Annotated in this window: 8 protein-coding genes; 2 read left to right on the top strand and 6 right to left on the bottom strand. The window is 43.3% G+C overall.

Annotated features, from left to right (window positions below; genetic code table 11):
- Positions 1-472: 472 nt before the first annotated feature.
- The 3 genes from AC1DU2_RS12785 to AC1DU2_RS12775 form a co-directional block, all read right to left on the bottom strand.
- Positions 473-2,596, bottom strand: a complete 2,124-nt coding sequence (locus AC1DU2_RS12785; protein ID WP_477384810.1) for an ATP-binding response regulator — start codon at positions 2,594-2,596, stop codon at positions 473-475.
- 599 nt (positions 2,597-3,195) lie between these two features.
- On the bottom strand, positions 3,196-3,549 hold the full coding sequence (locus AC1DU2_RS12780) for a hypothetical protein (RefSeq protein ID WP_477384809.1): 354 nt from the start codon (positions 3,547-3,549) through the stop codon (positions 3,196-3,198).
- A 962-nt stretch (positions 3,550-4,511) separates the two neighbouring features.
- The gene (locus AC1DU2_RS12775; protein WP_477384808.1) at positions 4,512-4,946 is read right to left on the bottom strand and encodes a hypothetical protein; all 435 of its coding nucleotides are present in this window, start codon (positions 4,944-4,946) and stop codon (positions 4,512-4,514) included.
- A gap of 279 nt (positions 4,947-5,225) precedes the next feature.
- Here AC1DU2_RS12775 and AC1DU2_RS12770 point away from each other — a divergent pair, with 279 nt between their 5' ends.
- Together AC1DU2_RS12770 and AC1DU2_RS12765 are read left to right on the top strand one after the other, a co-directional pair.
- Positions 5,226-7,238: a glycoside hydrolase family 127 protein gene (locus AC1DU2_RS12770; RefSeq protein ID WP_477357701.1), complete on the top strand. Its 2,013-nt coding sequence runs from the start codon at positions 5,226-5,228 to the stop codon at positions 7,236-7,238.
- A 652-nt stretch (positions 7,239-7,890) separates the two neighbouring features.
- Positions 7,891-10,119 carry a putative Ig domain-containing protein gene (locus AC1DU2_RS12765; protein ID WP_477384807.1) on the top strand — a complete coding sequence of 743 codons (2,229 nt, stop codon included), beginning with the start codon at positions 7,891-7,893 and terminating at the stop codon, positions 10,117-10,119.
- 431 nt (positions 10,120-10,550) lie between these two features.
- On the opposite strand, the gene AC1DU2_RS12760 is transcribed toward AC1DU2_RS12765, so the two are convergent.
- Genes AC1DU2_RS12760 through AC1DU2_RS12750 form a run of 3 tightly spaced genes read right to left on the bottom strand, consistent with a single transcriptional unit; the run spans position 10,551 to position 12,667 of the window.
- Complete coding sequence (locus AC1DU2_RS12760) at positions 10,551-11,828, bottom strand: MFS transporter (protein ID WP_477384806.1); 1,278 nt, start codon at positions 11,826-11,828, stop codon at positions 10,551-10,553.
- Positions 11,829-11,838: 10 nt separating this feature from the next.
- The gene (locus tag AC1DU2_RS12755; protein ID WP_477384805.1) at positions 11,839-12,072 is read right to left on the bottom strand and encodes a hypothetical protein; all 234 of its coding nucleotides are present in this window, start codon (positions 12,070-12,072) and stop codon (positions 11,839-11,841) included.
- A 4-nt stretch (positions 12,073-12,076) separates the two neighbouring features.
- Positions 12,077-12,667, bottom strand: a complete 591-nt coding sequence (locus AC1DU2_RS12750) for a TetR/AcrR family transcriptional regulator (protein WP_477357690.1) — start codon at positions 12,665-12,667, stop codon at positions 12,077-12,079.
- Positions 12,668-12,914: the final 247 nt, after the last annotated feature.

Raw genomic sequence — 12,914 nt, 5'->3', positions numbered from 1 at the left:
GTTTGAGATAGGCTATATTAATGGAATCAAACAACAATCACAAATAAAATATTGACTGTTAAAGGAAAAGGTTACTGTAGTTGCAAACTACAGACACAAGCGTCCGAAGTCGGAGACTTCGAACCGCAGTTTTTTTATGGATATAAAGACGAGATACTATGATTGTGATTTAATCATCCTGGATGTCGAGTAGTTGAAAAACACATATCCTAATATTGGAATTAAGCACACTATAATGAGCCATTTTAAATGCGTTGGAAAAGACATTACCTCCCGATATCTGCGGCTGACTATTATGAACCTAATAATTAAATAAAAATGAATTACCGGTAAAATCCATAGCAGGCTTATTAATAAGCTAACAAGAAAGGATGAGGTTTGGTTCATATTGTTATTTTAAAAATTTGATTTTGGCATTACCCTCTGTTCGTCGGAAACTTCGGACAGCCTGGTTAACCACACTACTGTATGTTCAATTTAAATTTACCGGGTTCGGTTTTAATACCTTAACCACTGTATCCACCAATTTTGTATCTACAACAGATTTTTCGATAACATCGGCAAACCCCATATCTAAGTATTTTTCTGCAGCTGCCGTTACGCCGCTTATAGCAATTACAGGTAACTTACCGGAGGTGTTTGATTTTTGTATGGCGGTCAATAATTCGGCAACATCTGTTTCAGGTGCTGGCAAAGCTGCAAGCACAACGTTTACATCGTTTTTGGCAATTATCTCTAATGCTTGTTTTGCGTTGCCTGCCTGTAAAAAATTGATATTCCATCGGGCCAGTATCATTTTTAACGACATTAAATCAAGCTCATTGTCGTCAACCGCCAAAATGGTAATACCATTCAACAGTAACGCAGGGTCAAGCGTGTCGGGTTTAACAACTGCCGCGGTATTGCTTTTTTCATACGGAATAGTAAAACTAAAGGTAGTGCCTGCCCCGGGCTTGCTGCTTACGGTAATATGCCCGTCCTGCAGCTTTACCAGCTGTTTGCAAATAAATAAGCCCAGGCCGGTGCCTGCTTTTCCATTTGATGAACTGGTTTGATAGTATTTTGAAAACAAGTTTGCCTGCTGATCCGGACTAATCCCGTCCCCGGTGTCCCTGACATCAACCATCAGCTTATTTTCCGGACTCACCAATTCGGCTATTACCCTGATGCCGCCTTCTTTGGTAAATTTAATAGCGTTGCTTAGCAGGTTAACCATAATTTGTTTAAGCCGAAGGCTATCGCCCAGTAAAATAGCGTCTTTGTCGCCTTTAAAATGGTAATCTAACGTTAACCCCTTTTTAGTTGCACCAAACTCCATGCTTTCCACAACTGTTTTTAACGCATCATCGGGATTAAAAGATTCCGTACTGATTTTAAACTCGCTGTTTTCCATTTTTGCCGCATCCAGCGTATCGTTCAGGGTGCGCAGCAGCATATCCGATGAGTGCTTGATAGAATCGAGCATGTCGGCTTGTTTTTGGGTAAGGTTGGTTTTACCAAAAATGTACAGGAAGCCCCTGATGGCGGTAAGCGGGTTACGTACCTCGTGGCTCATATGCAAAAGCAGGTCCATTTTTTGCTGGGCAATGGTAACCGATTGTTCAATTTCTTTGTGTAACTGCAGCTCGGCCCGGTTAAGCTGAATGATGAATAAAATGAGCAGCGTAGCAAACACAAGCACCAGGAATAAAGCAATAAGCGAGAAATTATTTAACAACCCCGTGGTTTCCTGGTAGTTTTTAAACAATATATCCCTGAACTCGCTCGTCGCGTTGTAATTTAATTCCTTTATATCATTAATAATGCGTTCCAGCTCATTACTGATATGCGAATTCAGGCCAATCAGCTCGCGCTGCATCGTTATCAGCTTCAGGTTTTGTTGTTGCAATTGCTTCAGGCTGTTGGCATAAGCTTTCTGGTCCTTGGTTAATAGCTTTTGTGTAGATGCATTAACCTCCTTTAAATTGTTGCGGTGGTTGATTTCAATTGCCGATATCGCCTTATCGTCTTTATTGTTAATGGCATCTTTAATTCGTTTAAAAAGGCTCCTTTTTGCTGACGGCGTTATTTTTTTAACGGTATCTGTTTGGATTTTAAATGATTTATTGACGTTGCCGGAAAGCTCCTGTGCATACTTGCCGGCTTCTATATTAAATGCAGCATAAACAGTAAGCAGCGAATCGAAATTATGCTTAAGCCCGAAGAGCTGGTTAGATAGGGTTAACTTTTTTTGATACCACGACTTTATTTTATTGCTTTGGATGATGTTAAGGCTGCTTGTATCGGCATGTGCTTTAAGCAAAGTGTCCAGTTCGTTAAATGCCGAGGTTAGCTTTGTTTTATAATCGTCGCTATTTTTACTGTTGGTGTTGAGTAACGACGCCTGGAAATCGTCTTCGGCCTGGTGCAGTAATAACAATATATGCTCGGGATGGTGATTCTCCTGGCCCATGTTGTTGGCCAGTTTAGAAATGTTCTCTAACTTTTTAGTAATTGACGTGCGGACAATAAGCGCTGTAACTGAAAAAATGATGGCGAAGGCAAGGAACGCAAAAAGAATTTTTCGGGCTAAAGTTTTGGTATACGTTGTTGGCATAAAATTGCGTTTGGCACAACTACACAAAGTATAGTCAGGTGGGCAAAATTATCAAAAATTAAGCGCATTTAATTGATGATGTTTTTAATAGCCGGGAAGCATATAATGAGGTGTTGAAAAATGATAGTCATCTCGATTGTTTCGGGAGCCCATGGGCAGGTGGATCACATGATATATGCTTAGCACGTGGGATGCTGAAACAAAGTACCCATTACATGTCTATTTTCGAAACGCCTATGCCTGTCACCCTTAGCCTGTCGAAGGGTCGTGCGGGGAGGTCTTTGCCCGCTATGATTCGACAAGCTACTTATCATGTGTTTGGGTTTACACAGATATTTGGTTTTGAACGCCGGTCACGACTCACCCCGGCTACGTTGCGCTGGCCGACCCTCTCTCCGGCTTACGCCGCATAGAGGGTGAACTCCATTTTTTCTTTTCTTTTTTTCGCCCCTCTATGCGACGCAGTCGAGGGGCAGACGCCCCGATATTTATCGGGGTCGTCGGGGTGAGTCGTAGCCGCCATGCGATAAACGTCATTTCCCCTGCAGGATTTAGCCGAATTGTATAACTTATAACAACGCCTGCAATATAACTTAACGCTACTTCCTTTTCAGCGTAGTATGTGCCTTAACCCCATTAGCCGCAATGTCGACGCCGATAGAATCGCCGTAAAATTTACCACTATGTGGTATTTCGATATCGCCAAGGGTAACTGTAAACGTGAATTTATCGCCGTTAATTTTACCATCGTCAACGGGGAGTTCGCCTTTAGGGGTTTGTACAGTGCCGGTTAGTTTATCACCATCAATTTTAAAATTGTAGGTTAAGGGATATTGGTCACCATTCTCCATGGTTAAAATTCCGCCCCAGCTTCCGCTAAAATCGGCAATGGCAGCTAAACAGGCAAAAAAGCAGCAGCACAGCAATACAGTTGTTAAGAATTTTCTTTTCATAACGTGTTGTTTTTCTGTAGCTAAAAGTACTGTTGCTATTAAAATTTATCATAAACAATAGGTTAAGTTTAATAATGGGTAGAAACTATGTTATAGTTAGAAGTTTTTCGCGCAAAGATCGCAGAGGCGCAAAGTGATTAGCTTATTTTTCTTAACGATTTTGTGCGAAAGGATTGTAAATGAGACCACGTAAGCAGTCGCCCTGCGTGGAATAGTTCAGTATAACAGATGCTGAAATTAAAATGCCATCTCTCCGAGGGTTTATCATAAAGGCGTTTTGTCAATAGTTTTATTGACAAGATATTTTGACAATAATTTTATTGACAGATTTTGTGTAGCGACATGGGCCGTGCCTACAGCACTTTCGCGATTGTTTTAAATTACCCCGGGTTGTAACCCGGGGCTACAATATGTTTCGGGCTTATGGCCCTTAGCTGCAATTGTATGGGTAGGGGGGGATATACTTTAAGTAAAGAAAATAGAGGCATAGCCCCGGCTTGTAGTGGCGATAATAATATGATCCTTATGGGGAGAATTGGGCAGGATCTAAGAAATCCTTTAAATCAAGGAAATAGAGACATAGCGGCGGCCTATATTGCGGCAATAATATATGATCCTTAGCGAGGGGGCATTGGTCAGGAACTAAGAAATACTCTAAATCGCTAAATAGAGGCATAGCGCCCGCCTATATTGTAGCAATAATATATGATCATTAGTGGGGTAATTGGCCAGGAACTAAGAAATACTCCAAACCAATAAGTAGAGGCGTAGCCTCGGCCAATATTGTAGCGCCGGGTTTCAACCCGGTGTAAAATAAGCAGGAGGTAAATGAGAACCGTAGGTTCGGCACATATAAAACCTTGGAATTCTTAATTTCTTTGGAACTCATATCAAGCCGCAAAGCGTATGAGAAACAAGGCATGAGGCAGATCCCCATCCGCCTCACGCAAAAACAATAAAGCTTACTCAAATTTATCCGCTATCACAAAGATCTTCATTCCCGGCTTTTCCTCGGCTTCAAACGTAAGCGTAACTTTGCCTGCTACGCCGGTGATAGTTATGGTTGCGGTTCTGTCATGACCATTATCATCACTAAGTTTCGCTTTAATAACGGTTTTGCCTTCTTTGAAAGGCGTTTTCCAATCGCAGGTTTTTGAGCTGATTGTTCCCGACATCTTGTGATCGTCGCCACCGGGAACAATGGTTACATCTGTTTTAGTAATTGTAACAATGGTGTTTTCATCCCTGCTGTCGGTGTTACCCTGGCCATCAACCTTACTTGTTTTTGATGATGTTAAGGTTACGGTTTGGTCGCACTGCGCAAAACCTGCTGTGGTACCGGCTACCAGCAAAAAGATGATAATAACCGCTTTTTTTAAATGGAATGCTGTTTTCATATACTGATGATTAAGTTTAAAATAAAGATATGTTTTTATATAGTATTATGCAATGCATGGTACTATATAAAATGTAAATAACTGATTTTTAATTATATAAATTTATCTATTTGGTTGAATTTCGCTTAAAGTGATTTTAAGAAGGGCTTATATTGTAAATAGTGCAGCGGATAATTTCCTGCTATTAGCAGTTAAAATTAATTAGTGTTAAAACAACAATTAATGTACATTTGAAATGTAGTATCTTTATATTGTTATCGCCAATTATATTAACCCGTTATGCGTAAAAACATCTGTTTATTATTAGCTGTATGCTGCAGCTTTTCGGCCTTTGCACAAAAACAGCAGGATTATCCTATTCAGCCGGTTCCGTTTACCAGTGTAAAACTGGCCGATCATTTCTGGAATTCGCGGATTGAAACCAACCGCACGGCCACTATTCCGGCATCGTTTACCCGTTGCGAAAGTACCGGCAGGGTAAAAAACTTCCAGATGGCGGCAGCCCATTCGGGCAAATTTTGTACTACTTACCCCTTTGATGATACCGATATTTATAAAACAATCGAAGGCGCATCATATTCGTTAGCGGTACATCCAGATAAGCAGCTTGATCATTACCTCGATTCAATAATTACCATAGTAGGCAAGGCGCAGGAACCGGATGGCTACCTATACACCGCCCGCACTATCGACCCAATACATCCGCAAGCGTGGGCCGGCCCCGAGCGCTGGGTGAACGAGCAGAATATGAGCCACGAGCTTTACAATTGTGGCCATATGTACGAAGCTGCCGCCGCTCATTTTATGGCTACCGGCAAGCGCAATTTTTTAAATATCGCCCTTAAAAACGCCGATTTACTGGTACGCACTTTTGGTCCCGGTAAACGTACGGTTGCACCTGGCCATGAAATAGTTGAGATGGGCCTGGTGCGCCTGTACCGCATCAGCGGCAAAAAAGAATATCTTGACCTGGCTAAGTTTTTTATTGATGCCCGTGGCCACAAAGAGTACAACAAAAAAAGCAAGAATCCTTTCGAGAACGGTGTTTACTGGCAGGATGATACCCCCGTTACCAACCAGGACGAAGCCGAAGGCCACGCCGTACGGGCAATGTACCTGTATTCGGGCATGACAGATGTAGCGGCCCTCACCGGCGATAAAGAGTACATCGCCGCTATTGATAAGATTTGGGATAATATGGTGAGCAAAAAGATTTATGTACAGGGCAGCATAGGCGCTGTTGGCGATGGTGAACGTTTTGGCGGCAACTACGAACTGCCAAACACCACCGCCTATAACGAAACCTGCGCGGCTATCGGCAATGTTTTCTGGAACCAAAGAATGTTTTTATTGCACGGCGATTCAAAATATATCGACCTGTTGGAGAAAACCCTGTATAACGGCTTAATTTCGGGTGTTGGGCTCGATGGGAAATCTTTCTTTTATACCAATGCCATGCAAATCCGCGATAGCTTTACGCATCCGGATATTGAACGTGAGCGCTCGGGCTGGTTTACCTGCTCCTGCTGCCCAACCAACATCGTACGGTTAATTCCTTCTATCCCCGGTTATATGTACGCCCAAAATGGCAAGGATGTGTATGTAAACCTGTTCATCAGCGGATCGGCAAATTTAAAGGTTGCCGAAAAGGCGCTTAAAATTACCCAGCAAAATAATTACCCATGGGATGGCGGTTTGGTATTCAGCATCGATCCGGCATCGGCTATGGATATGAACCTCAAAATACGTATTCCGGGCTGGGCACAGGATAAGGCTATCCCGTCTGATTTGTACAGTTACGAGAAACCATCGGCACAAAAAATAGAAATAAAAGTAAACGGTAAAGCTGTTGATTACCAAATGGATCATGGCTATGCGGTGATCAGCAAAAAATGGAAAAAGAACGATAGGGTAGAGCTTACCCTGCCCATGGATGTACAGCGCGTAATAGCCAACGAAAAACTGGCCGACGATAACGGCAAAATAGCCATCCAGCGCGGCCCTATCATGTATTGCGCCGAGTGGAAGGATAATGCCGGCAAGCCAAGCAGTTTTATTATCCCTAAAGATGTTGTTTTTACCCCAAGCTATAATGCCGACTTGCTAAATGGCGTAATGACATTAAAGGCCGATGTAAAAAGTGTTAACGTTGATGAAGCAAACCAGAATGTAAGCACCGTTACCAGCACGTTAACGGCTATTCCATACTACTCATGGGCCAACCGTGGTAAGGGCGAAATGACCGTTTGGTTTCCGGAACAGGTGAAGTATGTGGATTTGTTGAGTAAGTAAAAGCTGGGCAGGCTGTTATTGTTAAATTGATGTCCTAAAACTACCGTCATTGCGAGTATCCACCAGCCTATGCTTGAAAAAACAGTAATGACATAATTGTAAACGGGGCTTTTGTAGAGACGCAACATTTTGCGTCTCCCGCATGCAAATCACACATGCAAATTGAGCCTGTAAATTTTGAATGTCCTGGGGGAGACGCAAAGTATTGCGTCTCTACATTAAAAAAACAACGCTGATAATCAATAGCTTATAATGAAGCGTTTGTAAGTCACTGACCTTCAGTGTATATTTAAAAATACTTCTTATTGCGAGATGTGGAATGATTATTAGAAAAGGGCTGTCATGCTGAGCCCGTCGAAGCATAGCGGGCAAAGGCCTCTGCGCGCGACCCTTCGACAGGCTCAGGGTGACAGGCCTTTTATATGTTAAGCCAACACGTTATAACGATTTTTTTCAGGTTTTACCTGATGGTTACTCGCAATGACGATTTTATACTATCCCCCCTTTTTAATAAATGTTACACATACATTTCTATTTTCTTGAAATGTTTATACCTTTAAAAAGTATAAACAAACCAGTAAACCATTCTGAACCAATTGCAAGCCGCCTTTAATTTGTGGCGACTTTTAATGGTACCATTAAAGCATTAATTATGATAAGAAAGATTTTTACCATGTTATGTCTTGCCGCGGGCTCCCTGGCTGCATCGGCACAGGAAGTTTCCATCAGCAAAGGCTGGAAATTTACAGTCGGCGATTCGGCCCAATGGGCATCGCCAACTTATAACGACCAGCATTGGCAGGCCGCCAACCTTAACGACAACTGGGAACGCCAAGGGCACCCAAATTACGATGGCTTCGGCTGGTACCGTACCAAAGTGGTTATTCCGTCGTCATTAAAAGATAAATCGTACCTGAAAGATAGCCTGCGCTTAAATTTAGGCACTGTTGATGATAACGATGAAGTTTACCTTAACGGTAAACTGGTAGCCAAATACGGTGGTTACGGCGGTACTATAAAAGATGGCCATTACGGTGGTCGCTCGTATACTATAGCAGCAAACAACCCTGCTATTTTATGGGATAAAGAAAACGTGCTTGCGGTGCGCATATTTGATACCGGCGGCGATGGCGGTTTGGTAACCAGCGGCTACGGCAGCACATTCAACATCACCATGGCCGATGTAATGGATCATGTGGCTGTAAATACCGAAGCTGATTTTGTATACGGCGATAACAACAGCCTGAGCAAAAGTGTTAAATTACACACTACAAATGCGTACCAGTACAGCGGCACCCTTGCATTTAAAGTAACCGACCCGGAAAACGGTGCCGTGCTTTACGAAAAAACAAATCCGGCCAATTTTACCAGCGGCAAGCCGTTTACCTACTCGTTTTCGATAGCGCGCCTGGCAAAAAGATCATATACCATCAGCTATACTTTTACCGATACCAAATCGGGCAAATCGATAGTGCAAACAGAAACTACGCCTTACATTTTAACGCCTTATCCAACGGCTAAAGTAAAAATTAATGGTGCCGATGTATTTGGGGCGCGGCCGGGCCACCCGTTCCTTTACCTGATACCGGCTACGGGTAAAAGACCATTACTGTACAAAGTTGCAGGGCTTCCCGAAGGTTTAAAAGTTGATGCCGCAACTGGGGTAATCAGTGGTTCGGTAGCTCAAAAGGGCAATTACCCGGTAACTTTTACGGTAAGCAATAGCCTTGGCGCCAAAACAAAACAATTCACCATTAGCATTGGAGATAATATTGGTTTAACCCCTGCTTTAGGCTGGAACAGCTGGAATGCCTGGGGCCTGAGTGTTAACGACGAAAAGGTACGCATATCTGCCAAAGCCATGATCGATAAACTGAGCGCGCACGGTTGGGCTTACATCAATATTGATGATGGATGGGAGGCAGAAAACCGCGCTGCCGACGGCAAAATTGTAACTAACAGCAAATTTCCCGATATGAAAGGCCTCGCCGATTTTGTGCATGGTTTAGGCTTGCGCATAGGTATTTACTCGTCGCCGGGCCCGCGTACCTGCGGCGGCTTTTTAGGCAGCTGGCAGCATGAAGACCAGGATGCCCAAACCTACGCCGGTTGGGGTATCGACTATTTAAAATACGATTGGTGCTCATACTCGGATATTGCACCTAAACCAGATCTTGATGGATTGAAGAAACCTTACCAGGTAATGCAGGCCGCATTGGGTAAAGCAAACCGCGATATCATGTACAGCCTTTGCCAGTATGGCTGGGGCAATGTATGGGAGTGGGGTGCTGATGTAAACGGCAATAGCTGGCGCACAACAGGCGATATCCAGGATACCTGGCAAAGTATGGCCACCATTGGATTTAACCAGGGCCCGGCAGCACCACATGCCCAGCCTGGCCATTTTAACGACCCCGATATGCTTGTTGTTGGCAAAGTAGGATGGGGGCCAAGCCTGCATAATACCAGGCTTACATTTGATGAGCAGTACACGCACATCAGTTTATGGAGCCTGTTAGCATCGCCTTTGTTAATTGGTTGCGATATGGGGCACCTGGATGCCTTTACATTGAGCCTGCTTACCAACGATGAAGTGCTGGCCATTGACCAGGATGCTTTGGGCAAAGGTGCCAGCCAGTATATCAAAAAAGATGATTACCAGGTTTGGGTAAAAGAGTTGAAGGATGGCGGCAAGGCAATAGGCCTGTTTAATACATCCGATAAATACCAAACCATCAGCCTTGATAAAACCGACCCGGCTATAGCTGGCTATACCAAATTCAGGGACGCCTGGCAGCAAAAGTATATTGTGGTTACCGGCAATGCTCTAACTGCTAAAGTAGCGCCGCACGGTGTACTGCTGGTACGGGTAGAAAAATAAGCGCGAAAATGTTATCATATAAAAAAGACTTACATGGGTTAAACCGTGTAAGTCTTTTTTTTAAGCCTTTGTTTTTTCTTGATTCTCGACTCAGGCAAACGCATCTAATTGGGTTAACATAACTTAACACATTTCAGGAAAAGTATTTATAAGTATTTGATAATCAATATTTTGTATTTTATCATGGTTAACACTAAACTGATTACGTAATTTAGGCGCATCCAAATATTTGTGCCTGGTGTTGGCCAATACAAGTCACTTCGGTACCTTAATCATTTAACCAGGATCGGGCAATAAAGCAAGGTATCGTTTAATGCTCATATCTTCCTCGCGCCATATGCTTATTCCGTAAGCTATTATTAAATAACAGGTTCGCAGTTAACTATTTAGATGCGTTTGTCTTGATTCCTGACTCTAATCTCTTGATTCTTTTATATAGCCTCGTGAATTACCGCGTCCTCCGGTAGCACTATCTTATTGCTATCCGCTTTTTGTTTGATGAGGTTATTTACGCGCCACATTAAAAAGATGCCTAAAACCGAAATGCCAACTATCACATAGCCTACGGTATTGTAATGCTGCAGCGGGCTGCCTTTGCTTTGCTGCGTAACTATGATACCAGCAACCGCGGCGGCAACACCGCCTGCTATTTGTTGCAGCGATGCGTTAATGCTCATGAACGCGCCACGGTCGGCCATCTCGGGAACGGCGCTGGTGAGTGCCGATGATGGTATCATGCGGCTCATGATGCCCATCATCATTAAAATATTTAATATCATCACCAATATTAATGGTGTTACCCCCAGGTTGGTATATACCACGCACATCAGCATCATCCATATAGATGCGGTTGCAAATATTTTAAACTTATCTATCTTATCGCTTAGCTTACCTATAAGGGGCATGATGATCAGTGAACTTACGCCCGAAACCATAAACAGTAAAGGCAGCTGCTGGTTGGTTAGCCCAAGGTTGTTAACGGCAAAGGCGCTGCCGAAAGGCATCATCATAAAACCACCAATTGATAACAGAGCAGTTGCTGCAAAGCCTACCCGGTAATTGGCTTTGCCAACGGTATGCAGCAGGTGTTTATATGCCGATCTATCTGTTTGTACCGATAGATGTTTTACGATAGGCTGCAGTTTGACGGCTATTAGCGTGGCAATACAGATGCTTAATGCGGCTACCATCCAAAATGGTGCTTCCCAACTCCAGGCGTTGGCTAAATAAAGGCCTATAGGTACGCCTAAAACCTGGCTGCCGCCAAAGCCCATTTGTATAAAACCCATAACGCGTCCGCGTTGCTGTAGTGAAAACAAGTCGGTAACTATGGCCATTGATATGGAGCCGATTACCCCGCCAAACAGCCCGGTAATAATACGAGCCGCCACCAGCACCACGTATGACTGGGCCATGCCGCAAAAAATGGTACCGGCAATAAAGCCGATATAGAAAAACAGCAATAACTTTTTACGGTCGAACTTATCGGCGAAGCCGGCGGTTAGTAAACCGGAAATTCCAGCACTAAAGGCATAGGCCGATACGGCAATGCCAAAAGCTGAAGGTTTTAGGTTAAGCGATTTCATGAGCATATCGCCAAGCGGCGACATCACCATAAAATCGAGTATCACGGTAAACTGGGTGATAGCCAGTAAAAATATTACCAATTTTTGGTAGCCTGTAAAGGCTAAGGATTGTTGATTGTTCATCGTTTTTTGGTCAGGTTAATTCGTAGCATTGATAGCCGCGAAGGGTTATTATTTCAATTATTTGCGCGTGCGTTAGTGTTGCTGATACTACCCGCAACACGCAGTCGCTGTCGTCCATATCAATGTTCCAGCATTTTATATCGGGGTTGCCGTCAAACAAGCCATGTAAAAATTGCTTTTCGCTATCGCTGTTAATGTTAGTTTTAAATAACAGTATGTGTTTAAAATCTTCTGTAGTATCCATACGCTTATTTTTTTAGGGCTTTTATCACCAGGTCGAAGGTTTTCCAGAGTATCTCGTCTGTTAGTTTAAAGGGCATACCGCTCAGACTTTTGCCTTCTTTATCAAAACGGATCAGGTTATAAAAAGGGGCAAACGCTATCGACCAGTATATTTCAAAAGGCATCGCGTCTATCTCGCCGCGCTCAATGATGTTTTGCATAAAGCTACCCATTATCACCTTAAAGTCGGCCATGTAACCCGACAGGAATTGTTCCTGGTAGCTGGAACTACGCAGCTGATCAAAAAACAAGTTGATACCTGGCTTTTCTGCCGCGTAGCGGTAACGGTTTTCCCATTGCCTGCGCAGGCCCTGCTCAAAAGTCATCCCGGGATCAAAATCTTTTACAATTGTCTCTTCCATTAACCGTAATTCTTCCACGGCGATGTTAATAATCAGATCGTCACGGTCTTTATAGTATATGTAAAGCGTGGCCACCGAAATTTGACAGGCCCTGGCCAGCTTATTCATGCTAAATCCTTCCAGCCCATCTTTTATTATTAATTCGATAGCTTTCTGTTTTACTAACTGTACCTTGTCTGTATCTCTTAATCTCATGATGAAACAAAGATAAATAAATATTCATTCATTTATAAAGAATATTTATTTATGAGATTGTGATGGCAGTTGTGGTGGAGTGTGTAGGGAAATTTATGTGAAATGGGGGCGGGGTTCTCTTCGGAATTTTTTCGGAATTTTACAGTCTAGCTGAGATGTTGGGGGAGCTTACACGAACTTCGATTGAACGCTGGTCACGACTCACCCCGGCTACGCTACGCTGGCCGACCCTCTCTTCGGCTGAAGC

It is taken from the genome of Mucilaginibacter sp. P4_C11, from assembly GCF_056402115.1.
This window is presented reverse-complemented; position numbering and strand designations above follow the sequence as displayed.

What these genes read in the sequence shown, in the direction of transcription:
- AC1DU2_RS12755 (WP_477384805.1), bottom strand. Translation starts at nt 12,072, where the DNA reads ATGGATACTACAGAAGATTTTAAACACATACTGTTATTTAAAACTAAC.
- AC1DU2_RS12750 (WP_477357690.1), bottom strand. Translation starts at nt 12,667, where the DNA reads ATGAGATTAAGAGATACAGACAAGGTACAGTTAGTAAAACAGAAAGCT.
- AC1DU2_RS12780 (WP_477384809.1), bottom strand. Translation starts at nt 3,549, where the DNA reads ATGAAAAGAAAATTCTTAACAACTGTATTGCTGTGCTGCTGCTTTTTT.
- AC1DU2_RS12765 (WP_477384807.1), top strand. Translation starts at nt 7,891, where the DNA reads ATGATAAGAAAGATTTTTACCATGTTATGTCTTGCCGCGGGCTCCCTG.
- AC1DU2_RS12760 (WP_477384806.1), bottom strand. Translation starts at nt 11,828, where the DNA reads ATGAACAATCAACAATCCTTAGCCTTTACAGGCTACCAAAAATTGGTA.
- AC1DU2_RS12770 (WP_477357701.1), top strand. Translation starts at nt 5,226, where the DNA reads ATGCGTAAAAACATCTGTTTATTATTAGCTGTATGCTGCAGCTTTTCG.
- AC1DU2_RS12785 (WP_477384810.1), bottom strand. Translation starts at nt 2,596, where the DNA reads ATGCCAACAACGTATACCAAAACTTTAGCCCGAAAAATTCTTTTTGCG.
- AC1DU2_RS12775 (WP_477384808.1), bottom strand. Translation starts at nt 4,946, where the DNA reads ATGAAAACAGCATTCCATTTAAAAAAAGCGGTTATTATCATCTTTTTG.